Source organism: Floridaenema aerugineum BLCC-F46 (assembly GCF_041929345.1).
GTDB lineage: Bacteria > Cyanobacteriota > Cyanobacteriia > Cyanobacteriales > Aerosakkonemataceae > Floridanema > Floridanema aerugineum.
Map to the genome: position 1 here is coordinate 22,781 of NZ_JBHFNQ010000256.1, position 25,690 is coordinate 48,470.

Below are 25,690 nucleotides of genomic sequence, written 5' to 3' on the forward strand. Positions count from 1 at the left end.
TGGTTACACTTTTATCAACTGCTTTAACTCTTCATCCGATAGCATTTCTTGAGCTACCCGCACTGGCAAATGTTCGGCATTCCAGCGATTGCCTATTGGTTGCCGAAGTCGCAAACTGTAAAGTGGTTCTTCGCTTTCGGTTGCTGTGTCTAATTCCAAATAAACTCGCTCTGGTGCATTGCGGAGTAGGCGCACCTGCAAGCGATTTTTTAAGTCTTTTAGGGAATTAGCCAAATTAGGAGAAAGTTCTCTTGATACTTTCCAAGCTTGATTAATTGCAGCAATTTCTGTGATTAACTCCTCAAAATTTGAAGTTAAAGTTTCCATATTTGGCTATTTGATATTAGTGATATTTTTGGGCAGATATTGATAGATAACCTCTCCTTACGGTTTGACGTATCTACTAGCAGACAACAGTCAAAGAATGTTATTTATTACCATCTGCACTTTATTATTATTTTATTTTTTATTTCTTTTCGCATCAGTGTTACTACTTAAATTAGTTTATTTTGAAACAGAATAAAATTGTTTTAATATTCTACCCTGCCACCTGCCACCCTGCGGCATCAATAGGTGCGTGAACTCTGATTCGGAACATAATAAAGTAATTAATGTAGAGACGTTGTATACAACGTCTCTACAATCTTAAAATTATGTTTATCCCAACACTTCATCTACACTAATAATAATTTCAGGAAAAGCGAGAATAGATAAATTTTCTCCTCGGACAAACCTTTGGATATTCTGATAACCATTGGGCGAAGGTTCCCGATACACTTCAATACATTGTTCATTAATATCTACTAACCAAACTTCTACAATTCCATTTTCGGCATACAGAGGTATTTTGATTTCTCTGTCGCTTTCCACCGTCGTATCTGCCACTTCCACTAATAACAGAATATCCTGTGGTTTGGGATGTCCTGACTCATAGAAATCAGCTTTTCGACGCAATAATGATATATCTGGTTGTGGTTCAGAAGTATCATTTAATTCTACTGGATTTTGGACTCCTACTGTTACCAACTGTGCCAAACGTAAAATAAATAACTCATTTAAACGACTGACATGGGCTGAATGTCTTCTATTAATTGGTGTCATTTCAACAATTTCTCCTCGAATCAATTCTACTCGATCGTCTTCTGTCAAAATCCCAGCTTCAATCATTTGGTGATACTGTGTTACTGTAAATTTTCGTCTTAGTAATTGCACAGACATTGCTACCTCCAAATCTTGCTGTTATGCAATTTATTCTAGAACTTCTAACACTACTTTGGGTGAAAGTTTATCTTTAAACCAGACAATTTTAGCGGGAGTATTACTGACTTTAACTCCGGCTTTTTCTAAATTCAATCTTTCCGAAACTGCCAAAATTAAATTATCACATTCAGCTTTTCTCGCTTGGGCAAATTTCTTTTGTAAATACTCAGGTCGCCAGTAACCAACTATTTCTAATAAATAAGTTCTACCATCGGGATGAACTAAGCGAAAATCTGGAATCATCACACTTCCGGGAATGGGAATTAAGTCAACTTCTCTTTCTAAAATCCAATCAGTTTTTAGAGACTCCCAACGATTAGCAAACCCAGCTTCTAACATACTATCGTAAGGTTTTCCGGGGGGATAATGAGTGACTAAACCGCAATCTGAATTAAGAGTAAATCTGCCAGTTTTTTCTTTGCCGCTGTAGATATCTTTTGTTTGTAAAGTGGCGCTGAGACTCCATTTTGTAACGTGCAAAAGTGCGGGGATGAGTTTTGCGATCGCCAATCCATATCTCGTGCTAGCTTTAAATAAACTAGTTGGCCCATCAATAGTAATAGTAAAACCGTGATCGGCATCACCTTCAATATAAGCCATTAATTGAAACAATTTCAGATAGCGAAACAGCAATTTATACTCGCCCGGAACATTACGATGAGCATTAATTATAATCTGACTAGCACGATAAAAAACTCCTTGAACTTGCGAAATATTATAACGATGTATAATATCTTCTGGTGCTGGAGGATCGAACTGAGTTAAAATCCGATTTTCCTGCAAATCTGCATATAAACCAGTGCGAATTTGTTGTGATGAAACCTCTTTATTTAACTCCCGACTTAGTTGCTCTGCTAAATTATTCAACACCCTTTGAGATGCTAAAGGATTAGGAATTGATTGTGCAGACAAAGTAAAAACTCGCTGACGTAATTCTTGCGGTTCCAGAGGACTAACAATTTCAAAAGTAGAAAAAGTACCCTTCAACAAATGAGCAAAACCCCGCTTTAAACGATAATCTGGACTATCGCCTTCCAACTCCAAAAGCTGCTTATCCAACTCACCCTGACTTTGACCCACATTCTCTGCAAAACAACTAATTATATCCGTCGCAATCTCCAAATTTTGATCGTCAATCTTCAGGCGTTTCGGGATTATCGACTCCCCATTTTGGCGATGAATCAGCAACTCGCTTGGTAACATTTTTCTTCTTAGATTTTCGACTTTCCTTAGAATAACTTATCTCTGATTTTCCCTGCTTCTTAACAGAATCATCAACCCCAACCTCCGCCGACTCAGCAACCTTATAAATTGGTTCAGAAGGCAAAAGTTCCAACTGAACAAACTTCTCCTTTTCCTCCCCTCTGCGTTCTCTGCGTCTGGGCGGTTCAAATTCTTCTCCTTTCCTCCTCTGAGAAACCCTTTCCTCACTAGTATCTTCCGTCACCACCTCATACAAAATTGCCCGCTTATTATTATCACCACCCTTTCGCAAAATTCGCCCCAATCTTTGAATATATTCCCTTGGCGAAGCAGTACCAGAAAGGATAATCGCAATACTAGCCGCAGGAACATCAACCCCTTCATTTAAAACGTGAGAAGCCACCAAACTTTTATATTCTCCCTGCTTAAACCGAGTCAAAATTTCGTGTCTTTCCTTAATCGGAGTTTGGTGAGTAATTGCCGGAATTAAAAACTCTTGAGAAATGCGATAAACTGTGGCATTATCTGTAGTAAATATCAAAATTCGTTCCGGGAAATGTTCGGCTAATAAATCAGCCAAAACGCGAATTTTTCCCTCTGTTCCGATCGCAATTTCCCTAGCTTCTCTATGAGCTAACATAGCACGTCTTCCGGCTGGCGATCGCGCACTCACCATCACAAATCTTTGCCAACCTTCCAAACTTGCCAATTGAATTTTTTCCGCTTTCAAAAAGTCATTGCGAACTTTCATCAATTCATTATATCTTTCCCTTTCCTGTTGCGATAACTTAACTTTAATCGGAATAATTTGATGGTCAGCAAGTGCTTTACCCGCCAATTCTTCAGGTGTTTTCCGGTAAACTTCTGCGCCAATTAAAACGTCTAATTCCTTATGTTTGCCGTCGGTTCTTTCGGGAGTTGCGGAAAGTCCTAAGCGGTAGGGTGCGATCGCAAATTCCGCAATCACCCGATAAAACTCCGTTGGTAAATGATGACATTCATCAAAAATTAACAAAGCATAGCGATTTCCTAAACTTTCCGCATTAATTGCCGCACTATCATAAGTAGCTACAAGAATTTGACTTTTATCCCTCGATCCACCTCCTAATAAACCAACTTCCGCATCAGGAAAAGCCGCGACTAAATGTGCGTACCATTGGTGCATTAAATCCAAAGTTGGTACTACAATTAACGTGCTGCGTGGCGTTGCTTGCATTGCTAATTGTGCCAAATAAGTTTTTCCCGCAGCAGTTGGCAGCACAACAACTCCCATTCTTCCTGCTAATTTCCAAGCCATCAATGCTTCACTTTGATGCGGGTAAGGTTCCATTTCTAAACTCGGAACTAATTGCAAAGGTACAAATTCTTTCGCCTCATCAATAAAGTCAATTCCTTCTGCTTGCAAAGCTTCAACCAACGGACGGTAATGAATAGCCGGAATGCGAAATTTTTCTACTCTCTCATCCCAAGTGGCGAATTCCACCCTGCTTTTGCCTCTCGGTGGTGGATGCAGAATTAAGGTGCCGCGATCGAAAGTTAAAGTAGGAGTACGAGGCATTGATTATCTAAAACTGTGATTCCCCTCGTTAATTTTAAGTGTTTACTTGGAATTTGTAAATAGTTTTGTCTGTGTTACCCTGTTATTTGTAATAGTTCCCATTTTTCTATGGCTTTATCCAAGGATACGCTTTCTGATAACAGTAGTCACAGTAATTTTTCTAACTTTACTATTACTGTAAAAAGGATTTTGGAACTTTTGGATTTAGAAGCAGAAGATGATTATGGAGTTTTGCAGCCAACAGACTACGCTTTTAAGACAGTAATGAATTTAGTTTTAGAAACTTATGAAATCATGGGTAATAACTTTCCTAAAGCTTGGGTTTATACAGATGAATTCGGCGGAATTACTCTCGAATGGTCTAACCGAGATAAAGATTGTGCTATTCACTTATTCTGTACCGCAAATTCTGATAAAAAAGCTCATATTTATCATCAAAGAGATAACGATTATGCTGTAGATTATGAGGTTTCATCATCAAGATTAATCTATTGGTTAAACTGGTTTAACGAAGCATGACAGAGGAGTTTGAACCATTACCAGATAATGCTATTGTTTATCGGGCATTACTTCGTAAACAATGGGTAGATTGGGAAACAGGCGAGATTAAATTTCAGGCTTATTTATTGAGGCAAAATGAACAGAGTCTTTCTGTAAATATTGCTAGTGCTTGTACTCCTGGGCAATGTGCAGCTAGATTCAGAAATTGTTACGGTGTCGCTAGCCTTCAAGTAGGTCGAATTCGAGAATTAGGTTTAAATGTTGTACCTGATTCAATATCTCATGCAAATATTATAGGTTTGCCAAACATGGAAGAAAATCCGGCGACAGCTAGGAGACTTGCAGATTTATTAGCAAAACAATCTCAACTTGAGTGGCGACCTTAAATTTTCACATATCCTCACGTCTTAAAGAAAGATTAGCAGGCCAAGGGCCATAATTGTCTACTGGAAAATTTAAAGGCGATCGTTCTTTCTTGGTTTCTGGCTTCTCTGTCTTGATATTTTCGTCAATCACCAATACTACTTGATGTTCTCCGGGGGTAATATCTGCTGGTAATTGTAGGGTAACTTTGCCATCTGCTGGTAGCAATAGTAGTAATAGTTTTCATTACAGTTCCTCCTGCGGTACATTTCAAATATACTAAAATTAGTCCTTAAATTGAGCATCTCTCATGGTACAGGATAACGAAATAGCTGTTGAATTTCATAATGTCGCTTATTTACTTAACGATCGCCCTTTAGTATCTAACCTTAATTTCACAGTCCAAAGGGGCGAAATTTTGATATTACTGGGACGTAGTGGTTGTGGGAAAACTACCACTATGAAATTAATTAATCGGTTGCTGACTCCTAGTAGTGGGGAAGTACGGGTAGAAGGAATTTCTACTAATGAATGGAACCCGATTAAATTGCGGCGAAGTATTGGTTATGTGATTCAAGAAACTGGTTTATTTCCGCATTTTACAATTGCTCAAAATGTGGGATTAGTTCCTAGTTTGGAGGGGTGGAAACGCGATCGCCTTTCCCAACGAGTCAATCAACTTTTACAACTAGTCGGACTCGACCCCAAACAATTTGCCGACAGATACCCTAACGAGTTATCCGGTGGTCAACGTCAGCGAGTTGGTGTCGCCCGTGCTCTCGCAGCTGACCCCCCATTATTATTAATGGATGAACCCTTCGGCGCACTCGATCCCATTACTAGAATTGAAATTCAAAAAGAGTTTCTTCAACTACAAAAACAGTTAGGTAAAACTGTGGTTTTTGTCACTCACGACATTCAAGAAGCTTTTTTATTAGCTTCGAGAATTGGCTTGATGGAATCAGGAAAAATGTTATTAATTGATACTGCTTCGGAGTTTCTCAAATCTGAACAAAAAGAAGTCAAACAATTTTTACAATGTTTACCTTTTTTCAATCAATCTCAATATGGAAGCTCTGATAGTATTTAATCACGATTGATTAAACTGATTGAGGAGAAATGTTCATTGATGTCAACACTTATGATAAGCTCATAATTTATTATCGTCAATCCAAAACAAACTTATATGGAGTTGGTGATAAATTTAACATGGGGAGCGATCGCACATCCAGGACTTACGCAACTGGCATAATTTGTAGGGTGCGTCAGAAACCCAAACCCTGATGTTATCGATCAAATATAAGATCTGACTCACCCTACAACAAGGGTTCAAATATGACACGCAGCTTTAGTCCTAACATCGTTTATCATCTAGGGTCAAATCTCGAAAATCGATATGAAAAAGCGGAACTTCATACTACTTTGCGTGCTCGGCTTTAGTTTAGCAATGTTAATTGCTAGCTGTAGCTTCAAACCAGATAACTTAATAGCCATTGGCTCAAAAAATTCTACCGAACAATTAGTTTTAGGAGAACTTCTTGCTCAACATATCGAAGCTAATACTAATTTAAAAGTTGCCAGGAAACTAAATCTGGGCGATACTTTCGTTGCTCACAACGCTTTAACTAATGGCGAAATTGACGCTTATGTAGAATATACTGGTACAGCTTTCACCGCCATTTTAAAAAATGAACCGATTAACAATCCCCAAGAAGTTTACCAGCTAACTAAACAAAAATATGAGCAGAAATTTAGTTTAGAAGTGATGCCTCCTTTGGGATTTAATAACACATTCGCCATTGTCATTCGTGGTGAAGATGCCAGAAAATTGCAAGTGCAAACTATTTCCCAAGTTGCGCCAAAAACACCACTGTGGCGGGCGGGTTTCGCTGACGAATTTCTCGAACGTAAAGATGGATTTCCCGGATTAGCTGAAACCTATAATCTACGTTTTGCCGAACCACCAAAAGCTATGGATTTGAAATTAATATATCCCGCTTTAAAAGACAAACAAGTAGATTTAGTTGCTGGTAATTCCACAGATGGGCAAATTGGGCGCTTCGACTTAGCTGTTTTAAAGGACGATCGCCTTTTCTTTCCCCCCTACCAAGCTGTACCCATAGTCCGACAGCAAACTTTGGAAAAACATCCCGAATTAAGAGAAGTACTTGAACAGCTAAGTGGAAAAATTTCTGCACAAGAAATGCAGCGTTTAAACTTTCAAGTAGAAGCGAAAGAACGCGATGTCCAACAAGTTGTGCAACAGTTTCTCCAATCTAAAGGGTTAATTAAAAAGTAACAAGGCAAAAGAAAAAACCTCCTCTTAATTACTTTTGCCTTCTGCCTAAATTCTGAAATCTTGAAAGAAGTATTCAGGTTTAGGCAACCTCTGCATCGGGATCGACAAACATAACTTGCTTTGCTTGGGCGGTAGGTACTAAAATCCAACCCGATCTAAATAATTTCTGATATGTCGCCCAACCTTTGGAACCCCCAGGTTCTCGATAGTCAGGAACAGAAAACTGCGGAAAAGCTGTATAGGGTCGCCAGTTTTCATGAGATGCTGTCCGCAAATGTAAAACTTTATTGCCGCCTGTACCAATTCCAGGCAACCAGCACATCTGTCCAGCCATAATAATCTCCTTTACTTTCAATTGTGGGAGGTGAAGCTGTAAGCAGGCTGTGTGAGGATGCGCTCCTTAGCTTCTGGTTCCAGCTAACCTACCTTATCTTGTGTAATTTGTCAACTATCGTGGCATATTTTTCCTTTGTACAACATCACCCGTAATGGGTAAGTTTACTCTTCTGCCAATATCCGCCTAAAGTAATAATTAAGTCTCCGATTAATTCAGTATGTTAGAGGCCGAAGGATTGGCGATCGAGTTGCGAATTACACTTGTACGCTTATTGTATTCAGCATCAGTTAGTACTGGTGTAGCGTTTGCAACAGAAATACCTTCTTTAAGATCAATCCAAGATTTACAACCACTGTATTCTGCACAGTAAGGTATTTCTTGGGGTTGGCCCAGTTTGTAAGTGCGTAAAAGTAAAATGTAAATTGGCTGACGTGGTTTCCATTTTAAGCGATCGCTCACAAATTGCTCATTCCAAACATGAAACGGCAACAGCGCTTTAATACTAGGTTCAAAGCTTACCATGAAAATATCAGTAACTTTTGCCCAAGCGCCAATCCGAATAGTTTCTGGATGCCAACCTGATGGTACTGGTGTTACTTGATCCGCATATTCCGGCTTTAATAAATCAGGGTTTTGATGTTCAAAAGTCGGGTAAAGCAATACTTCATTATGGGCAACTTTAAAATGATTCCCCTCTTCCCGAATTCCACCTTTACGAAGCAATAAAATAGTTTCTCCCGCTTCTAAAGCATCAACAGCAACCGCCCATTCTTTCAAGGCATGATTAATTATTGTTAATTCCATTGAGATTTTTTCCCATAGCAACTAAGGCTATTCTAGCGACTATAAATAATTTTCCACGCCGCATAAATTACACCTCCCACAATTACAAAACCCAGCATCATGGAAACAAAAGATACCACAGTAGTTAGCACCCAAATTCCTGTTAATGCTACCGCAGAAAAGGCGATCGCTTTACCCACTCGCCCCATTTTTGCTAACCTACCAACTGGTTTTTTTCCCTGCGTCTCGGCAGTTACAGATACACTTTGCGGCTGGATCTCGATCTCTGTTTCAATTTCTCTGAGTCGCCGTTCTATCTTGTCTTCCGGGGAATTGTTTTTATAATTCATCTGTATTGCCAAAATCTAAAAGTATCATCCTTCGTTGTTCACAAACCGAGAACCATATATCCTGTCTCTTGACAGATATTTTCATACCTTGTCAAGGTATAGCATTTCACTGTCGAGACGGCAAGAGCATTAAACAGTAAAATTAGACATAATTAGACAAAATTGGAGATAATCATGGAAAAAAGAAAGTTAGGGTCATCTGACATTGAAATTACACCTATTCTCATGGGAACTTGGCAAGCTGGTAAAGCTATGTGGGTGGGAATTGAAGATGCAGAAACAATTAAAGCAATTCGATCGGCCTTTGAAGCCGGAATTACTACAATTGATACTGCGGAAGTCTACGGGAACGGACATTCGGAACAAATAGTAGCACAAGCTTTATCAGATGTGCGAGATCAAGTAGTTTATGCCACCAAAGTTTTCTCCAATCATCTCAAGTATAATCAAGTAATAGAGGCGTGCGATCGATCTTTGCAAAACCTCAAAACCGATTATATCGACCTTTACCAAATTCATTGGCCTTCTGGTTCTTTTCACAGCGAAATTGTTCCAATTGAAGAAACAATGCGGGCAATGAATGACTTGAAACAACAAGGAAAAATTCGCTCAATTGGTGTTTCTAATTATCACCCATTAATCTAACTGAATTATTAACTTTTGCCAAGTAATCAGCCATTGTTTCTAACTGTGAATTTCTCTGAATAAAACCTACCTTTTCTAGAGGATAATTTGGATGAGTTCCCATAACTATTACCTCTTTACCCTGATATTTAATTGTGGCAATTATAGTTTTTCTTGGGCCTTGGAATTCCTCAAATGACACCTTTTCTAAAGGAAACTTACTAAAAAGTGCAGTGCCAAAATTATCAGAATCTTGAGAAAGTACAGAATAAGGAAGTAAATCTTTTAAAGCTGCTAATTCCTTTGCCCAAACTTTACTAACTTCTATAAAAACGGCAATATCCGGTTTTTCCTCCCTCACTAGCGAGATGACTTTGGAGGATTTTTTATTGTTATATAAGACATTAGATTGAAAAACTCGTAATTGTCCGGTTGTGGTTTCTGTTGCGCTCGCACTTTCAGGCAAATACCAAGGGACAATTTCCATTAAGTTCAGTAAAATACAGCTAAGGCTAATCACCAACCAAAGCTTGTTTTGCGTCAACAAAAAAAAGAAAAATGTCCAAAATCCAATGACCAAATACTGCGCCTTAAAATCAGCAGTCAAATCTAAAATATAGTTAAACTTGCCCAAATATCCAGTAAGAGTAAGGAAGGTAATCAGAATAGTTACCAGAATAAAGCTACCGGAAATCAAATCATTAAATTTGTATTTGCCAATCATAAGAAATCAGTATTAATTTCTGCTTCAACTAGCTTAACTCCAAAGACTTCAGCAAAAGCGATCGCCACTTTTTGCCGCACCTCCTCTACACTAATATCAGGAATAAATTGGGCTAAACTGCCCACAGGTTTATCCGCAATTCCACAAGGTATAATCCTGGTAAAACCAGTCAAATCAGGACAAACATTTAAAGCAAAACCGTGCATTGTGATCCAGCGACTTACTTTAACACCGATCGCCGCCACTTTGCATCCTGACAGCCAAACTCCTGTATAACCCGGAAGTCTTTCCCCCGGCAAATCATAACTTGCCAACACCCGAATTAACACCTCCTCCAGTTGGCGTAAATACCAATGTAAATCTTGGCGGTAATATCGCAAATTCAAAATTGGATAACCAACCAGCTGACCTGGACAATGATATGTTACCTCACCGCCACGCTCAATGCGGTACACCTGATAATCACTATTGTCAAGATCAAATTTAAGAAACTCTCTTTTTGCGCCTGTCCCCAATGTGTAAACTGGGTAATGCTCCAACAAAATTAACAAATCTTCTAAATTTGGTTGTTCTCGACGTTCTGCAACTAGCGATCGCTGCCACTCCCAGGCAACCTGATAATCCACTAATCCCTGATTAAAAACCCAACAAAGACGAGGTTTTGCGTCACTACTCAAAAGCAGTCTTTCATTATTACTCAAAGTCATCACCAAAATCAAGAGTAAATTGAACAAAAATCCCAAAAAAATCTGACAAATAAATCAAGAAATGTCAACAGATGCAAAAGATTTTAAACTTAGGGCAAATTACTATGTACTCCAGAATACAAAATGCTACTGTTTTATATATAAGGATTTTTGAAATAGGAGGAAGCCTAATTAAAGTAAAAATGCCCATTTACAAGAGCTCAGCTAAATTGATAAATTGGTAAGCCAAACTTTGAGCCTCAAGGTGGGCGGGGTAGAACAGCGCCATGTAGCAGAGATTTTAGGCGCTTCAAATACCAGAAACAGATTTTTAGGCGAGTAACCCCGAAAAAATTCGGCAATATATCCAGCTGATCTCTAGATAACAGATATCAGCATTTTCGCACCTAAAAACAGATAAAAAATTTCCCTTGGGAAAGTAGGACTCTCTGACCAACTTTCCTTCTACCCAAAGATAGATGCAGGCGAAAGGTAAGCCTGTACAGCATAAAGAATTAAGCGGGAGAATGTGATATGAAGCTCGTTATTCACGGCAAAAACATTGAAATCACAGATGCAATTCGTGAGTATGTACATCAAAAATTGGAAAAAGCAACCAGTCATTATCTAAATGTAACAAATGAGATTGACGTACATCTTTCAGTTGCCCGCAATCCTCGAATTAATGACAGGCAGATTGCTGAAGTTACAGTTTATGCCAACGGTACAGTAATTCGTGCAGAAGAAGGTAGTGAAACCCTATATGCAAGCATTGATTTAGTCGCTGATAAAATTGCCCGTAAACTGCGGAAATACAAAGAGAAACGCCTAGATAAGAAAACCCAAACTAAAACAGTTGAAGTTGTCGAACAACAGCCTGTTACACCGGATTTAATAGGCGATCGCACTCCCGAACTACCAAGCGAAGTAGTGCGTACCAAATATTTTGCCATGCCGCCAATGACCATTAGCGAAGCATTGGAACAGTTGCAACTAGTAGATCACGACTTCTATATGTTCTGCAATGCAGAAACAGGCGAAATCAACGTTATCTACGAACGCAATCACGGTGGCTACGGCGTAATCCAACCCCGCCGCAATAACGGTCATACTGGACATAAAAACGGCAAAACTGCCCAAAGCACCCCCGTTCCCGAAAAGACACAAGCCAAGTAATTGAGGGACTCTTGGGACAAGGGGACAAGGAGAAAATTTAATTCTCCCCATCCCCCCATCTCCCTATCTCCTCAAGCGCGACGTTTCATGGGAAAAATGGGCTTGACTAACACTTGTTGATAAAGTTCTTCCAATTGCAGGATGTTGCGGCCCAAAGTGTATCTTTCCACGATTCTGGCTCTGGCATTTCGACCTAAACTAGAAGTGAAATCCTTGTGGTCACGTAATAGAGGTAACAAAGTTTGTAACTCTGTTTTGACTCGCTGAGGGTTAACAACTATGCCAGCGCCCCCTTCTAAAACTTCGCCATCTGCGCCGACATCTGTAGCGATACAAGCTACACCACAAGACATCGCTTCCAAAAGAGATAGGGAAAGACCTTCTGCTAAGGAAGGGAGAATGAATACATCTGAGCCCCGCAGAATGTCGATTCGGCGCTGTTCATCTGCGACAAATCCCAACCAAATAATGCCAGATTCAGAATCATAAAACGGTTCTAAAGATGTCCTTAAAGGCCCATCGCCCACAATCAGTAATTTGCAATCTGACCCCATGTTGGCTTTTTGCCAAGCTCGAAGTAAAGCTTCCACATTTTTTTCTGGGGCTATTCGGCCTTGATAAACAAAAATACGTCTAGCATTAAACTGAGATTTCAGGTGAGAAGTTCCGGGTGAGTATTTGTTCTCGTCTACGCCGTTGGGGATTACAGCTACCTGTGAAGGGGAAACTCCCATACGAGCGAGTAATTCCCGTTGGATCTCAGAAAATACAATTACGCGATCGTAGTTTGCTAAAAAAGGTGAATATAGTTGATAAGCCAAATATTGAGTTCCCGATTTAAGTTTGGCTCCTTTACGAGCATAAGGAGTATGGAAAGTTGCCACTAAGGGTAGATTTAGCTCCTGACAGATTTCTGGAAGTACAAAATCTAAAGGAGACAGGGTAAGAGATGCGTGTACTATGTCTGGTCGTAACTCCCGCAGCGATTCAATCAAAATTTTTCTTGATTGTAATGTGGGGATAGTGTAAACCTGGGACTTGTATAAAAAGGGCAGGGAAACTTCTCGATATTGCGGCCATTTGTCTGAGTCGGATTCTTCTTCTGCAAAGTGCAGGAAACTAATCTTATGCTTACTCATTAAAGCATTAGTAATTTCCCGACTGTAGGTGACGTTGCCGCAAAAGGGTGTTTTTTTTCCCAACCAAGCGATGTGAAGCTGACTCATTCAGGTTTTGCCAACTGCTAATTGCCACTAGCTAAGTACGACATTTGTTAACTCAAAAGTCAAGAGTTTGTTAGGGATGACCTATAAATTCTGACTTGTGAACTTTGGTAGTTGGTAGTTGGTAGTTGGTAGTTGGAAAAACCCATTACCTATTACCCATTACCTATTACCCAATGACGTTGTTAGCACTCTTTGTTAAATTGTGTGTTTGTGTGAGAGCTAGTGTTGCAACTATACCAGGTAAATAGACCTCCTGCGATCGCAGCGGCAGCCAAAGTCAGAAAAACAGCTTTTAAACCAAAAAAAGTTTCTGCCACACCAGCTAAAGCCAAAGGTAAACTCATGGCAATATTAATGGCGTTGTTCTGCAATCCAAACACTTTACCACGCATTTCCGGGGGAGTTTCCTTCTGAATCGTGGTTTGCATTGGTACAGCTACCAAAGCGCCAAAAGTTCCCATAATCATCACTAGTAATAACACCAGCCACAAATCATGGGGAAGTAAAGCTAAACCAGTTAAAGCCGCTGCGACTCCCACCGAACCGAATAAACTCAAAACTGTGTGGGATAATCTTTGACCAAAGTGCCCCAACAGTGCAGAACCTAATCCAATCCCTACTCCGCCAGCCGACATTAAAAAGCCGAACTGCGAAGGTTTTAAGCCAGGAATTAATTCGGCAAGACGCACTGCTAAAACTGATAGGGCGGCAAATACAGAAAATAAGATAATTAATTGTAAAAGGGCGCTCTTGACTCGCTTTTCATGGCTGAGATATCGCCATCCTTCCTGTAAATCTGCGAGAACGTGGGGTGCTTCGTGGTCTTTAGGGTTGACTTTTTCCTGGGTTTTCAGCAAGATTAGCAGTAAACCTGCTACGCAATAAGACCCACCAACCAACAACTCCTTACCAATATTTCCCTCGCCACCCAAGTTTAACCATATAGTATCAGCCAGTGCTAACAGTGGTTCCCCCACTGCAAAACCAATCACTACCAGCGCCATCATTGTTGTTGTGTACAGCGAGTTAGCTGATAGTAAATGACGACGTTCGACAATCATCGGAATGGCAGCTTGTTCTGCGGGAGCGAAAAACTGGGTTAAGGTAGAAACCAGGAAAGTCACCACTAATAAGATACAAAAACCTGCTGGTAAACTAGCTACAGAGATCCAATCGTCCGAGAACCAGAGCAAAGCGGGTAAAGCCAGTACCAAGACACCGCGAAACAGATTGGTGGATACTAATACTGTACGCTTCGACCAGCGATCGACAAACACACCCGCCAAAGAACTAAACAACACAGCCGGAATCGTAAAAGCCATCATAATCGCTGATACCCAAGCACTGATTGTCTGACTCCCTACTTGAAATTGAGTATCTATCAGCGCAATCATCAGCACCAAATAAACCTTATCCGCCAGTTGCGAAAAAACTTGACCGCTCCAAAGTGCCAGAAAATTACGATTTTTCAGAACTGGAATAAAACCAACAGCTGATTCTTCCTCTTCCTCGATTTCCGTAGTTTTTGGCGCAACTTGAGCCTCAGTCACCGCCACAGCATTACCCGGAGAAACTGACGGAATTAAACCATTATTTCCCAAAGCCACAATTTGCTGACTAGAGTTTAAGGACTTACCAGAGGAGGGAATTAGAGTTTCGGACGCTAAGAAGTCCTTTAAGTCTCCCTTTGTTTGCATCTGAGTCTCTTCTTTCCCATTCTGAGATTTCCCATTTCCATTTTGCTGTTCCAGCTTGCCCGATTGTGGTTTAGCTGGCGACGAAGTAGGGTAAGTTGGCATTATTAATGTTTCTCTATCAGAATCAAACCATTCCATGATTTACCAAGAGGAAGTGGACAGGGAGTTTAAATATGTATCCATTAAAACAGCCGATCGAATCAGCCGTCCAAAATGATATTGGCTATACTGGCGTAACACCTTTTCTATACATAGCCAGTTCAGTTGTCCAAAAAAACCGTCAGCTACATTTTCGGCAACTGGCGGTAGTTGAGGATTTGCTAATTGCTGAAATAAAGACAAATCGCTAGCTGAGAGTTGAGCATCTATTTTCGGTATCTCCTTTTCTTGAATAAAAGCTGTAGGAACTTGGGAATCTTTGAATTTTGAATTTTGAATTTTGAATTTTAAATTTTCTCTGCCTTCGGCCCTAACCCTCGCTAACGCTAGTAAATTGACTATACCTCCTGCAGCGTTACTAAAACCGACTCGCCATTCCGAAGTTTGCCAGTCTGGTGTCAAAGGTTGCCCAGTTAGGCAGCAAAGACGGACTTGGGGAGCGATTCCGGCAAGAGCTAAAGTATGAAATACGGCATGAGCAAGATAGGCTAAGACAATTAAAGACCGATTGACGGTCATTTTGGGGATTTGCTCAATCCGTCTCAGGTGTTCTGTCAATAAACAAAACAGTTCTTCCTGGGGTTGTTCGCTCAAGGCGTGACAGAGTACTAGTTCTGCCAGGTATTGACTAGCTGAGAGTTTCAGCAAATTATCACCTAGCTTAGGATAGGTTTTTACAGTTTCTGCTTGGGTTATTTTATCTAGCGATCGTCCCGATGCAATCAATAATTCATTCACCACAAACAACTCACTCCTCCCACCTAACTTTGAGTGATGCTTCCGCGCCCCGGGTGCTACTGCCTGAATTAAACCAAACTCCCTTGTCAAAATTGTCAACAAGCGGTCTGTCTCACCCAAAGGCATACTTTTAAGATTTATACCAGTTGCTTTATACGTTCTACTCATTAAATCTAGGGATTAGGGACTAGGGACTGGGGACTGGGTACTGGGGACTGGGGACTGAGGAGGTGGGGAGGTGAGGAGTGGCGGGAGTGTTGAAAGTGTTGGAAGAAAATACTTTCAACACTCCTCTTACTTTCCCTACTCCTCCATCTCCCCATCTCCCCATCTCCCCATCCCCCCATCTCCCTATTCTTTTTCCTCTTCTTCCAGGTTATCGCGTTGCCGGAGCAAATTGACACCGCGAGAAGTTCCCAAGCGAGTTGCTCCTGCCATAATTAGGTCAACTGCTTGCTCTAAAGTACGAATGCCCCCTGATGCTTTAATGCCTGCATTACCTTTAGTGATTTCTTTGAGCAGTCTCACATCGGCAACAGTGGCACCAGCGTACCACCCTGTACTTGTTTTCAAGTATGCTGCCCCCGCATCCATACATACCTCTGCCGATAGTCGTTTTTCGGCATCTGTCAATAGGGCGGTTTCTAAAATCACCTTAACTGCTTGACCTGTTTCTTCACAAATTTCGGCAATTTCTCGGTGTACTGCCTCTGTTTTACCACTTTTTAGCCATCCGAGATTAATTACCACGTCTAATTCGGTAGCGCCATTTTCTACTGCTTCCTGCGCTTCATAGAGTTTGACTGCGGATGTGGTAGCACCCGACGGAAAACCTATGACTGTACAAACTTTGGGCGCTTTGTTCTGAAGCAGTTCCGCTGCTTGGCGCACATGAGTCGGATATACGCAAACTGCGGCAAAGTGATATCTTTCTGCTTCTTCACACCACTGTTGTACTTGCTCTTTTGTGGCGGTGGGATTTAGCAGTGCATGATCGATAAATGGCGCAATGTCAATTTCTGGCTCAACTCTCGCCATCTCTGTTTTTCCCCTGACTATCCTTCGGTTTACTTTTATCACAAAATGACGGCAATTTAAGGAAAGGCAGGGGGTAAAAAAGTTTTGAGTTTTGAATAAATTTAAAACTAAAGTTTGTTGTCAGCGCTTTAGCGCTATTAGCACTAAAGTGCTGACAACGAACTTAGAATGAGCTTAGGCTGAGGCGGTTTGCAGTTTTTGGGAATCTCGTTTTCTGGGTTCTACAATTCGGGGGTCTACTTGGTATTTTTCCGCTGCTTGTGTCATGGTTAATTCTAGTGATTTTTCATCTCCTAATGGTTTTTTTTCTGTGGGTTTAGTTGGATTATTTCCTAAAGCTTTTCTGATTTGGGATGCGATCGCTTTCGCCAACAAAGGCGGTACGGAATTTCCTACTTGTCTAAAACCATGCCATTTTGTTGCATGAAATCGGAACCAGTCAGGGTAAGAATGCAGTCTCGCTGCTTCTCTAACTGTAATACATCTCGGACTAAATGGGTGAATTGGTCGGGGGGATGTAAATGCTCCTTGATTACTCGCTGTTCCGGCTCTTAATGTGTTACAAATTCCTTCGGGATGCAGCTTGTAAAAACGGCTAACTTGTTCAATTTTGCCGTGACTGGTTTTTTCAAATCTTTGCATTGCTTCTTCTGAATGTTTGGTACGCAAACTGGCAGTAATCATTGTAGAATCGAATTCTCTTGGGTAACTGTAGTTATCTTCTTCTACTACCAAGCTGCGAAGTTTAGCGGCGTATTCGCTGGGAATACCATATTTGGTAATTACCCAATCTTGAGTTAGTAATTCTGGGTGATTTAGCACTTCTGGTAAGTCTCCGATCGCTTCCCAAACTGTGGAAACTAAAGGTAAGGTCGAAGTAGTAGTTTGTTTGGTTTTTCCGGCTCTTTTGGAGTTGGTTGCGGTGATTGGTTCGGGATATTTCGGTAAGGGTAAACCTTGGCGACAACCTAACAAAAATACTCGCGATCGCGCTTGTGGTACTCCATAATGAGCCGCATTCATAACTTGATATTTCTCTGTTACTTGATAGCCATTCCCTTGAAATTCTTGAATAATTTCTCCCAACAATTCTTGGTGTTTCCCTATAGTCAATCCTCGAACATTTTCTAGTACGAAATATTTAGGTTTTAGTTCTAATACTAATCTGACGAACTGTTTTAACAAAGCATTGCGCGGATCTCCTAAGTCTCGTTTACCAATTAAAGAAAATCCTTGACAAGGAGAACCACCAAATACTACGTCAATTTCCCGATCGCCAATTTGCGAAACTTCCCTAATTTCTGCGCCAGTTATATTGTTAATATCCCGGCATAAAGTAGTCCAAAAAGGAAAGTTATACTCGTGTGTGGCGCAATGAATTGGATCTATTTCTACAGCAGCTAATACATCAAATCCTGCTTGTTCAAAACCAAGCGTCATCCCACCAGCACCTGCAAATAAGTCTACACCAATAGGCCGTTCTTTGCTATTCATGCCCTGTTCTACTCAATGTTTTATGGTGTGTTTTAATCTTAGCTATGATTCTGTTTATCCGAATCACGAAAGCGCATCGCTACTGGGTAAAGAATGTTAATTTTGGGCGATCGCTAAATTTGCCATTGCACCCTGAATTTGGATCGAGCGATGCAATTAATTTTACTTTCAGAATAAGTTGTTAAGCAGCTTATTCTTCCTACTTTTAACCCAGTATTGAGAATAATACAGCAAAATTTTCGGCTATGGCTGGATTTTTCTAGACAAGTTACAACAGGTATCCTGTAATGTGAGTTTTTGTAATCTGTTTAGGAAATTTTGTTACTTAAATTTAGGTAAAAGCTTGGTATCAAATCCCCATGAATACCCTTAATTAAGGTTAACACTTGAGAGGCGGGGTGGCGGCGAGTCGGAAAGATTTTAATCAATGGTGATGGGGCGCACTTAATATGCAAGCAGTTACGGGAAAGATGAATAAAAGCGATCGATCTTTGTCATTCTCTCGCTGATTTGAGTTTAGAAACGCCACGCTACGCGATCGCTTACTGCGACTGTGTTTTCTGACTTGGTTGAAATGGTGTATACTTCCCGCCTAAAGCCTGAACGATCGCCTTCGTATTAGCAACCATCATTTTTATATAAGTGTCTCCATCGCTACCAACTGCACCGATAGAGTCAGAATAAAGTTGATTAGGTGCTAATTTAACTCCCGCTTCCTGCGCCACAGTTTTAATTAAAGCTGGATTAATTGTCGTTTCGGCAAAAATCGCTGGTACTCTTGATTTTTTTAAAGAATCTACCAGTTGTTTGACTGTTTGGGCGCTAGGTTGTTCTTCCGTACTAATCCCAATTAAAGTGCCAAAAATGTCCAATCCATACGCACGTCCATAATATTGAAAAGCATCGTGACTGGTGACTAATTTGCGTTTTTCTGCGGGAATTGTGTTAATTTGTTGGGTAATCCAAGCGTCCAACTGTTGCAATTCTTGGGTTAAGTTTTGGGCATTTTGGGTAAATTCTTGTTTGTCTTCCGGTGATAATGCAATCAAAGCATCGCAAATTTCATTTACCATCAGAATCACATTTTTTACATTACCCCAAACGTGAGGATCTGGGACTACTTCCCCTTTACCTTTGTCTAACTGTAAAGGTTTGACTACTTCCCCCGCTGCTAATTTTCGCGCCTGAATACCGGAAGCATTCATTAACTTAATTAATCCCGGTTCTAAATTATAGCCGTTGTAAATTATTAATTTGGCTTTTTCTAATGCTACACTGTCAGCCGGAACTGGTTCATAAACGTGAGGATCTGCACCAGGTTGCAAAATTCCCTTTAACTCAATTTCGTCTCCTCCTACTTCCTCTGTCAAGTCAGCGAGAATGGTGCTAGTGGCGACAACGTTGGGTTTACCGTTTGTCTGCGTTTGGGAACGGTTAGCGCCTTGGGGGTTACAACTAAGTAAGCCAAAAGCTAGGAGGGATAAGGAAAGGGCTAATGCTTTGGCGGTAAGCTTAACCTGCGTTCTGTTAGCGGTGTGAATAATTAATCCCATTTATCTTTGCTATTCAATCCTTTTATAGATGTTTTCATAATTGTCTCATTTTTATACTATGCTCAGAGAAGTACGATCGAATCGAGATATGAGAACAATTAGCTTACCCACCGATGAACACTGGACGCAGCAAATTTGCCATGTTAGGGATATTCCCAGGATTACGGTCGATCGCTTGGGAGTCAAGTATCGCACGGTAGAGGCATTGCGCGACGTTAGTTTTACCTTGAATTGTGGTAGAGTTACAGGTATTATTGGCCCGAATGGTGCGGGAAAAAGTACCTTGTTAAAAGGGATGTTGGGGTTAATTCCGGTTAGTAGCGGTACAGCAATTTATCAAAATCAACCTTTGATGGATCAGTTAGCAAAAGTTGCCTATGTACCGCAGCGATCGCAAATAGACTGGACTTACCCAGCGACAGTTTGGGATGTAGTCATGATGGGTAGAGTCAGAAAAACGGGATGGTTTCGCCGCTTTTCTAATGTTAGTCGCCAAATTGCCCAAACAGCATTAGAAAGAGTGGGAATGAGTGCTTTTCGCGATCGACCCATTGGACAACTTTCAGGAGGTCAACAACAAAGGGTATTCTTAGCTAGGGCGTTAGCGCAAGAAGCAGAAATTTTCTGTTTTGATGAACCCTTTGCTGGCATAGATCAAAAAACGGAAGCGGCGCTATTTGAAATTTTCCGCGAACTAGCTAACGAAGGCAAAATTGTCTTAGTTGTGAATCACGATCTAGGTGAGTCGATTACTCATTTTGATGATTTAATTTTATTAAACCAAGAATTAATTGCCGCAGGTTCTAGAGAAAAAGTATTTACCCAAGAAAATCTTTATCGCGCTTATGGAGGACAAGTAATCTTTTTTCAAGGAAAAGCAGCTTAAGCATCTAACCTAAAATTAAGCTTTGGATATTTTTTAACCACAGATATCCACAGATGAACACAGATGTTTTTGGAAATTAATTTGTCTGGTGCTAAATACCTTTCTTTCTCTTTCCTTCGCGTTCTTTGCGTCCTTTGCGGTTTAATAATAAATAATCTATGCTCGAAGCCTTAATTGAACCATTACAATATAGCTTCATGCAACGATCGCTAATTATCGCCATATTAGTTGGCTTAATTTGTGCGGTTGTTGGTAGTTATTTAATGGTACAAAGACTAGCTTTGCTAGGAGATGCCATTAGTCATTCCGTGTTACCGGGATTAGCGATCGCCTTTATGTTAGGTGCTAATATTTTTATTGGCGCTTTTATTGCCGGAGTTATTAGTACGATGGCGATCGCTTTTATCAAAACTCGATCGCCCATCAAAGAAGATGCCGCAATGGGGATAGTATTCTCCGCTTTTTTCGCCCTTGGTATAACCTTAATTACCATCATCCAAAAAAGCAACAAAATCGACCTCAATCACTTTTTATTTGGCAATATCTTAGGAGTTACCTTTGATGAAGTTTGGGACACCGCAATTATTGCCGCTATCATCTTATTTGTGGTAGGATTACTTTACAAAGAACTACTCTTTTACACCTTCGATCCGCTAGGCGCACAAGCCGCAGGTTTACCAGTAAATCTCCTCAACTTTGGTTTAATGTTACTCATCGCTTTAACCATAGTTGCTAGTATGAAAGCAGTGGGAGTAATTTTAGTTTTAGCATTATTAATTACTCCCGGTGCGACGGCATATTTATTAGTCAAACGCCTGCATCAAGTCATGATTTTAGGTGCGGGAATAGGGATTTTTTCCAGTATTTCGGGAATGTATCTCAGCTATTTTTATAATTTACCTTCTGGGCCTGCCATTGTCTTAGTCGCATCAGGATTTTTTATCTTAGCATTACTCTTTAGCCCCAGTTACGGCATCTTCACTCAGAAAGATTTAAAGTTGGGACAATCATCCTTATGGCGAGAATTGAAACAACTATTTCGTTAACAAGTCTCTAAATTTTAACATCTAAAATCCCCTGACAGTCTTTAATCACAAGTTTGGCAGGTAAATAAACAACCCAAATAGTTGCAGGTGGGATTCACCCACCCTATTTGGTTTTAAAGCTTATTCAAAGCTTTCTTTGTTTGAGAAAGTAAACCAACCCCAGCGATTAAACCTAAACCCAATAGCGTCGAAGATTCAGGAATTTTTCTCGGTGTTTCAATGGTGTAATCATAGATTACTTTCACATTACTTTTAGCGTAGGTACGAATTCCAGAGACGATATTGCCGGAACCTGTAACCGATGATTTAGCTTTAGCTGAAAAGGAAAAATCTACAGTACCATTACCGACGAATGCTGCTAAAGAGTTAGTATCTGTTAAAGTTGTGCTGTCAATTTTTTGCTCTTGGATTCCCTCAATTTTTTGACCAGAAGTTCCTCCAAAATCTGTATTCCCGTCAAATTTGGCTACATTATACTCTGTAACTTGTTCGGGACTTAACTCGAACAGAGTCTGATTATTTGGCATAGCCAATGTTAATAAACCGGAGAGGTTTACTGTGATTTGTTGAGGCTGCGTATCTTCGTTTTCAAATCGGGCATCTCCAATCATGCTGCCAGTGAACTCTAACGTTACACTGTTTAGCTTACCTAGAGATGTATCAAACTTTTGGATACTAATGGCTGCATTTGTGATGTCTGTTGGTGTTTTTTCGTATGCAGCAGTATAGGTGAGGGTTGCTGCATTAGCAATTGTGGTAGTCGCGAGAATACCAGTAAATGTACTAGCCCTAGTTATCGCTGATAAAACTTTTGCTTTCATTACCTTGTTAGCCCTCAAATCAAATAAAGTATATTGCGGTTTTTTTGGATTTTTTTTAAAGATTTGATGAAGCTAAGCAATTAAAGTTGCTGTAAAGCTTATGCCATAAAGATTTGAGCTTTTTATTGTTTGTACGTAAATTCCACACCTCGTAATTTACTGTTATAAGTAATGTTAATCCGATCCGTCAACACAATACTCTATTATATGCAAGTGTTGGATTAAACAAAAAACGCGAAGAATTATCCAAAAAATTCTCCGCGTTTACTAATTCTTGATGCCGTGATTATTTTACAAATCAAGAATCATTTTCACCATTGGTTCACCTAAAATACGTTCTGCCCGGAAACCTAATCTCTCACTGATGCGTTGCATTGCCATATTATCAGTGAGAATATCCGCAGTCACTCGGTTTAACTTTTCATCACGGGCTATTTGTAATAGTCGCCGCAGAAATTCTGTACCTAAACCTTTATGTTGATATTTGTCAGCAATTAACATGGAAAATTCGGCTTCATCTGTACCATGTAATTTGCTTAATCTGCCGATGCCGATGATTTGGGTTTGTCCAGTTTCGGGGTTATTGTATTCTGCTACTAATGCCATTTGGCGATCGTAATCAATAAAACAAATCCGCGATAATCTTTCGTGAGTTGTTCGCTGACTCAGTTTTACCAAATGTGCGTAACGTAGATAAACTGACTCTTCGGAAACCATTTTATGATAATCGACCACCAAAGGTTCATCTTCGGGACGGATGGGACGAATAGTAACTTCTGTGCCATCTTTCATCGTCCAAGGTGCAACATATTGGGTGGGATAGGGGCGAATAGCTGGTTTTGGCAGTTTATCTTCGCTAATTTCAGAGTCGTGCAGAACTACGCGAGCGTCAAGAGCAATTAACCTGTCTGGCGATGCTAGTAGCGGGTTAATGTCAATTTCCTTAATCCAAGGTTGTTCGACTACTAACAAGCTGAATTGTACTAATAACTGTTCCAATCTGGCTAAGTCAACTGGTGGACGACCGCGAACTCCTTTCAGGGCGGTGTAGATTTTGGTTTGTTCGATCATCCGCCTTGCTAAGGTAGAATTCAAAGGCGGTAATGCTAAAGCCCGGTCTTTGAAAACTTCTACTAGTTGTCCACCTGTACCAAACAGTAACACGGGGCCAAATTGTGGGTCTACGCTGCTACCAATGATAATTTCGTAACCTTCGAGGTTTAACATTGGTTGCACAGTTACGCCTAAGAAGTGTTGGGCACCGACTTTTTCGGCTACTGCTGACTGAATACCACGATAAGCACCTCTGACTGTTTCGGCATCTTTTAGTAGTAACCTGACTCCGCCTACGTCTGTTTTGTGGGTTATGGTTTCGGAATAGAGTTTAAGAACTACTGGATAACCAATTTTTTCGGCAAGACTAACTGCTTCCTCTTCGGTAGTGGCTATTTCGGTGGGAACTGTGGGAATGTTGTAGCTGGCGAGTAGTTGTTTAGATTCGTATTCGGTGAGGATGGTTCTACCAGTTTGTTTGACTGAGTTAATTATGGATTTTGCTAGGATACGATCGCACGCCTTTTCCCCACAATTGTCTGGTAATATCGGAGTCTCATATATACCCCGCAAATTATAACTGTACTGCCACATCAAGTTAAATACGTGAGCAGCTGTGTCAGGATAAGGAAAAGTGTAAATGCTGGCGCGGTTGAGAATAGCTTCCCCTGCTGCTACTTCTTGCCCACCCATCCAACTAGCTAAAATTGGTTTGCCCTTAACTGGGGTTGTCTTCAGTTGTTCTACCACATCCTGGGCGGTTTTTGTCGGGTCAGACATAGCTTGAGGTGTGAGAACTATTAACATTCCATCACTGTTCGGGTCTTTTAGAGCAATTTCTAGAGATTTGCTGTACCGTTCTGGGTCTGCATCTCCTAAAATATCGATCGGATTGTGAGTACTAGCTGATGCTGGCAAAATTGGTTTAAGTTTCTCAACGGTTTCCGAAGAAAGTTCCGCCAGTTCTCCCCCACCTGTAATTAAAGCATCAGTAGCTAATACTCCTGGGCCCCCGGCGTTGGTGAGAATAGTTAAGCGTTTACCTTTGGGACGTGGTTGTTTGGCTAAAACTTCTGCCATATTAAACAAGTCGTCAATGGTGTTGACTCGTAAGACTCCACTGCGACGGAAAGCGGCGTTTAATACTTCATCGCTACCTGTAAGTGAACCAGTGTGAGAGGCGGCGGCTTTGGCGGCGGCTTCAGTTTGTCCGACTTTAATCACTATAATTGGTTTACTTAAGGCAACTTCTCTGGCTGCGGAAAGGAACGATCGCGCATCTCCGATCGACTCCATATAGATTACAATGCTCTGAGTATGGGGGTCATCGCCCAAATAATAAATTAAGTCGCCCCAACCTACATCTAGCATGGAACCAATGGAAACGAAGGCACTAAAACCGACGTTTTCTTGGAAACTCCAATCTAAAATTCCGGTACAAAGTGCGCCACTTTGACTGATGAAGCCAACATTTCCCGGTAAGGCCATTTTACTGGCAAAGGTGGCATTTAATCCCGAAACTGGATTCATTACGCCCAGGCAGTTTGGCCCAATAATTCGCATTCTACCGCGACGGGCTTGTTCGAGTACTTGCCGTTCTAATTCTACTCCCTGTGCGCCAATTTCTTTAAAGCCTGCGGAAATTACGATCGCACCCTGAACTCCCGCATCCACGCATTCGCTAATTACTCCTGGTACAGTGGGAGCAGGTGTAACTATTACCGCTAAATCTACTTTTTCAGGAACTTCTCCGATGCTGGGATAAGCTTTAATTCCTAATACGCTGGGGCGTTTTGGGTTAACCGGAAAAACTGTACCACCAAAGGGACTACTAATTAAATTCCACAGTATTGTCCGTCCGACACTACCTAATTTTTCTGTTGCGCCAATTACGGCAACATTTTTTGGCGCAAAAATTGCATCTAATGGTTGATGTTCATATCTCAACACATCATGTGCTGGGTCGGTAGTTGGTTTTATATAAGTTTGCATTGAGCGTTCCTCTTGATCAACTCATTTCTTTGAGTCGCCGCCTCTTCTCCAATTTAACTATTTTGTTTTCCCCTTGTCGGTTGGATAGAATACTTTACTAATAAGTTAACAAATCAAATAAAA

General features: G+C 40.7%; 25 protein-coding genes and 1 pseudogene. 8 read left to right on the forward strand and 18 right to left on the reverse strand.

All coding sequences use genetic code 11. The features are described from left to right. Positions 1-3 precede the first annotated feature (3 nt). From ACE1CC_RS34580 to ACE1CC_RS34595, 4 genes are all read right to left on the reverse strand, one after another. The gene (locus ACE1CC_RS34580; protein WP_413274968.1) at positions 4-327 is read right to left on the reverse strand and encodes a hypothetical protein; all 324 of its coding nucleotides are present in this window, start codon (positions 325-327) and stop codon (positions 4-6) included. A 330-nt stretch (positions 328-657) separates the two neighbouring features. Then, positions 658-1,218, reverse strand: coding sequence for a Uma2 family endonuclease (locus tag ACE1CC_RS34585; protein ID WP_413274969.1), 561 nt, complete (start codon positions 1,216-1,218; stop codon positions 658-660). Positions 1,219-1,248: 30 nt separating this feature from the next. Further along, on the reverse strand, positions 1,249-2,463 hold the full coding sequence (locus ACE1CC_RS34590) for a DUF790 family protein (RefSeq protein ID WP_413274970.1): 1,215 nt from the start codon (positions 2,461-2,463) through the stop codon (positions 1,249-1,251). After that, positions 2,393-4,021, reverse strand: coding sequence for a DEAD/DEAH box helicase (locus ACE1CC_RS34595; protein ID WP_413274971.1), 1,629 nt, complete (start codon positions 4,019-4,021; stop codon positions 2,393-2,395). Before ACE1CC_RS34595 ends, ACE1CC_RS34590 begins: the two co-directional genes overlap by 71 nt. Positions 4,022-4,129: 108 nt before the next feature. Between ACE1CC_RS34595 and ACE1CC_RS34600 the strand changes: the two genes are divergently transcribed. Both ACE1CC_RS34600 and ACE1CC_RS34605 read left to right on the forward strand, forming a co-directional pair. Further along, positions 4,130-4,540 carry a hypothetical protein gene (locus tag ACE1CC_RS34600; protein ID WP_413274972.1) on the forward strand — a complete coding sequence of 137 codons (411 nt, stop codon included), beginning with the start codon at positions 4,130-4,132 and terminating at the stop codon, positions 4,538-4,540. Beyond that, positions 4,537-4,908, forward strand: a complete 372-nt coding sequence (locus ACE1CC_RS34605) for a hypothetical protein (protein WP_413274973.1) — start codon at positions 4,537-4,539, stop codon at positions 4,906-4,908. Before ACE1CC_RS34600 ends, ACE1CC_RS34605 begins: the two co-directional genes overlap by 4 nt. A gap of 4 nt (positions 4,909-4,912) precedes the next feature. Here the strand turns inward: ACE1CC_RS34605 and ACE1CC_RS34610 are convergent, their stop codons facing one another. Further along, complete coding sequence (locus tag ACE1CC_RS34610) at positions 4,913-5,113, reverse strand: hypothetical protein (RefSeq protein WP_413274974.1); 201 nt, start codon at positions 5,111-5,113, stop codon at positions 4,913-4,915. An 82-nt stretch (positions 5,114-5,195) separates the two neighbouring features. Here ACE1CC_RS34610 and ACE1CC_RS34615 point away from each other — a divergent pair, with 82 nt between their 5' ends. Both ACE1CC_RS34615 and ACE1CC_RS34620 read left to right on the forward strand, forming a co-directional pair. After that, positions 5,196-5,975 carry an ATP-binding cassette domain-containing protein gene (locus tag ACE1CC_RS34615; protein WP_413274975.1) on the forward strand — a complete coding sequence of 260 codons (780 nt, stop codon included), beginning with the start codon at positions 5,196-5,198 and terminating at the stop codon, positions 5,973-5,975. A gap of 306 nt (positions 5,976-6,281) precedes the next feature. After that, positions 6,282-7,184, forward strand: a complete 903-nt coding sequence (locus tag ACE1CC_RS34620; protein WP_413274976.1) for a glycine betaine ABC transporter substrate-binding protein — start codon at positions 6,282-6,284, stop codon at positions 7,182-7,184. 79 nt (positions 7,185-7,263) lie between these two features. Here ACE1CC_RS34620 and ACE1CC_RS34625 read toward each other — a convergent pair whose 3' ends face one another. The 3 genes from ACE1CC_RS34625 to ACE1CC_RS34635 all read right to left on the reverse strand — a co-directional run bounded on the left by ACE1CC_RS34625 (position 7,264) and on the right by ACE1CC_RS34635 (position 8,654). Next, positions 7,264-7,518: a hypothetical protein gene (locus tag ACE1CC_RS34625; protein ID WP_413274977.1), complete on the reverse strand. Its 255-nt coding sequence runs from the start codon at positions 7,516-7,518 to the stop codon at positions 7,264-7,266. 210 nt (positions 7,519-7,728) lie between these two features. Further along, positions 7,729-8,325 (reverse strand): DUF1802 family protein, encoded by a 597-nt coding sequence (locus tag ACE1CC_RS34630; protein ID WP_413274978.1) that lies wholly within the window; start codon positions 8,323-8,325, stop codon positions 7,729-7,731. Positions 8,326-8,357: 32 nt separating this feature from the next. After that, positions 8,358-8,654 carry a hypothetical protein gene (locus ACE1CC_RS34635; RefSeq protein WP_413274979.1) on the reverse strand — a complete coding sequence of 99 codons (297 nt, stop codon included), beginning with the start codon at positions 8,652-8,654 and terminating at the stop codon, positions 8,358-8,360. A 174-nt stretch (positions 8,655-8,828) separates the two neighbouring features. Here ACE1CC_RS34635 and ACE1CC_RS34640 point away from each other — a divergent pair. Continuing rightward, positions 8,829-9,284: pseudogene (locus tag ACE1CC_RS34640) on the forward strand (aldo/keto reductase); the annotation flags it as partial. On the opposite strand, the gene ACE1CC_RS34645 reads toward ACE1CC_RS34640, so the two are convergent. After that, a complete protein-coding gene (locus tag ACE1CC_RS34645; protein ID WP_413274980.1) occupies positions 9,277-10,002 on the reverse strand; it encodes an endonuclease/exonuclease/phosphatase family protein in 726 nt (241 codons plus the stop codon). The pseudogene ACE1CC_RS34640 and the gene ACE1CC_RS34645 sit on opposite strands and share 8 nt — an antisense overlap. Then, a complete protein-coding gene (gene lipB / locus ACE1CC_RS34650; RefSeq protein WP_413274981.1) occupies positions 9,999-10,709 on the reverse strand; it encodes a lipoyl(octanoyl) transferase LipB in 711 nt (236 codons plus the stop codon). Before lipB ends, ACE1CC_RS34645 begins: the two co-directional genes overlap by 4 nt. A 513-nt stretch (positions 10,710-11,222) precedes the next feature. Here lipB and hpf point away from each other — a divergent pair. After that, a complete protein-coding gene (gene hpf, locus ACE1CC_RS34655; protein ID WP_413274982.1) occupies positions 11,223-11,864 on the forward strand; it encodes a ribosome hibernation-promoting factor, HPF/YfiA family in 642 nt (213 codons plus the stop codon). A 71-nt stretch (positions 11,865-11,935) separates the two neighbouring features. Here the strand turns inward: hpf and ACE1CC_RS34660 are convergent, their stop codons facing one another. The 6 genes from ACE1CC_RS34660 to ACE1CC_RS34685 all read right to left on the reverse strand — a co-directional run bounded on the left by ACE1CC_RS34660 (position 11,936) and on the right by ACE1CC_RS34685 (position 19,769). After that, positions 11,936-13,090, reverse strand: a complete 1,155-nt coding sequence (locus ACE1CC_RS34660; RefSeq protein ID WP_413274983.1) for a glycosyltransferase family 4 protein — start codon at positions 13,088-13,090, stop codon at positions 11,936-11,938. Between the two features lie 182 nt (positions 13,091-13,272). Further along, entirely contained in the window at positions 13,273-14,889 is a 1,617-nt protein-coding gene (locus ACE1CC_RS34665; protein WP_413274984.1) for an MFS transporter, read from the reverse strand. Positions 14,890-14,928: 39 nt separating this feature from the next. After that, positions 14,929-15,852 carry a DNA repair protein RecO gene (gene recO / locus ACE1CC_RS34670; RefSeq protein ID WP_413274985.1) on the reverse strand — a complete coding sequence of 308 codons (924 nt, stop codon included), beginning with the start codon at positions 15,850-15,852 and terminating at the stop codon, positions 14,929-14,931. A gap of 183 nt (positions 15,853-16,035) precedes the next feature. Further along, positions 16,036-16,722 carry a deoxyribose-phosphate aldolase gene (gene deoC / locus ACE1CC_RS34675; protein ID WP_413274986.1) on the reverse strand — a complete coding sequence of 229 codons (687 nt, stop codon included), beginning with the start codon at positions 16,720-16,722 and terminating at the stop codon, positions 16,036-16,038. 174 nt (positions 16,723-16,896) lie between these two features. After that, on the reverse strand, positions 16,897-18,216 hold the full coding sequence (locus tag ACE1CC_RS34680) for a DNA cytosine methyltransferase (protein ID WP_413274987.1): 1,320 nt from the start codon (positions 18,214-18,216) through the stop codon (positions 16,897-16,899). A 542-nt stretch (positions 18,217-18,758) separates the two neighbouring features. Next, positions 18,759-19,769: a metal ABC transporter substrate-binding protein gene (locus ACE1CC_RS34685; protein ID WP_413274988.1), complete on the reverse strand. Its 1,011-nt coding sequence runs from the start codon at positions 19,767-19,769 to the stop codon at positions 18,759-18,761. A gap of 88 nt (positions 19,770-19,857) precedes the next feature. Between ACE1CC_RS34685 and ACE1CC_RS34690 the strand changes: the two genes are divergently transcribed. Continuing rightward, positions 19,858-20,655, forward strand: coding sequence for a metal ABC transporter ATP-binding protein (locus tag ACE1CC_RS34690; protein ID WP_413275027.1), 798 nt, complete (start codon positions 19,858-19,860; stop codon positions 20,653-20,655). Between the two features lie 158 nt (positions 20,656-20,813). Further along, on the forward strand, positions 20,814-21,701 hold the full coding sequence (locus tag ACE1CC_RS34695; protein WP_413274989.1) for a metal ABC transporter permease: 888 nt from the start codon (positions 20,814-20,816) through the stop codon (positions 21,699-21,701). A gap of 113 nt (positions 21,702-21,814) precedes the next feature. Here ACE1CC_RS34695 and ACE1CC_RS34700 read toward each other — a convergent pair whose 3' ends face one another. After that, positions 21,815-22,522, reverse strand: coding sequence for a choice-of-anchor E domain-containing protein (locus ACE1CC_RS34700; protein WP_413274990.1), 708 nt, complete (start codon positions 22,520-22,522; stop codon positions 21,815-21,817). Between the two features lie 291 nt (positions 22,523-22,813). Then, entirely contained in the window at positions 22,814-25,567 is a 2,754-nt protein-coding gene (locus tag ACE1CC_RS34705; RefSeq protein WP_413274991.1) for a bifunctional acetate--CoA ligase family protein/GNAT family N-acetyltransferase, read from the reverse strand. Positions 25,568-25,690: the final 123 nt, after the last annotated feature.